Source organism: Streptomyces sp. 8N706, assembly GCF_052245415.1.
GTDB lineage: Bacteria > Actinomycetota > Actinomycetes > Streptomycetales > Streptomycetaceae > Streptomyces.
This window is the reverse complement of the sequence record NZ_JBQQBW010000255.1, coordinates 1-806: the sequence shown is the minus strand read 5'-3', so window position 1 is coordinate 806 and position 806 is coordinate 1. Positions and strand designations below refer to the sequence as shown.

Annotated in this window: 1 protein-coding gene; it reads right to left on the bottom strand. The window is 67.4% G+C overall.

Going from position 1 to position 806, the window contains the following annotated elements:
- Positions 1–806: LamG-like jellyroll fold domain-containing protein (locus tag ACTWQE_RS34135; RefSeq protein ID WP_443332968.1), on the bottom strand; the 806-nt coding region annotated here is incomplete at both ends.

The following is an 806-nucleotide window of genomic DNA, read 5'->3' as shown; positions in this document are numbered from 1 at the left end:
CTTGCCGTTGACGAACAGCTGTACCTTTTTGGCCGACGCGTCGTACACGCCGGCCAGATGCGTCCAGACCCCGGTCTGCGCCGTCTCGGAGCTCATCGACCGCGCGATCTCCGTGTCGTCGGTGTCCTTGACGTGCCGGTTGAACACCCACTTGTCGTAGTGCTTGGAGTAGTACAGCTGGAACCCGCTGGCCCGCGTCCCTGCCTGAGACAGGAACGTGTGATTGACGTTCTTGTTGTCCAGCTTGACCCATGCCGATACCGAGAACGACTTGGTGGTGTCCACGACCGGGCCGGCCGTGGCCGCGTATGCCGAGGTTCCGTTCAGCTTCAGCCCGGTACCGACCTTGCCCGCGGCACCGAGCCGGGCACCGCCCCCGGCCACCGTCGCGACCGGCCCTGCCCCCATGCCTCCGCCGACACGTGCACTGCCCGCACCCTCGTCCAGCGGGAACGAGGCGAGCTCCTGCAGGTGCTCCGGCAGGGCACCGCCCGCGATCGCTGCGGCATCCGCCTGCGTGACCACCGACTGCACCAGCCGCACATCATCGATCGTTCCGGCGAAGTTCTCCTGGAAGCTGCCCTGGTAGAGCAGCCGTCCGATCTGGAGGCCGCCGGTGGCCCGCCAGGGGGTGGTGAAGTCGGCCGCCGTCTGCGGTTTGCCGTTGACGAACAGCTGGACCTTTTTGGCCGACGCGTCGTACACGCCGGCCAGATGCGTCCAGACCCCGGTCTGCGCCGTCTCGGAGCTCATCGACCGCGCGATCTCCGTGTCGTCGGTGTCCGTGGTGTGCCGGTTGAACACCC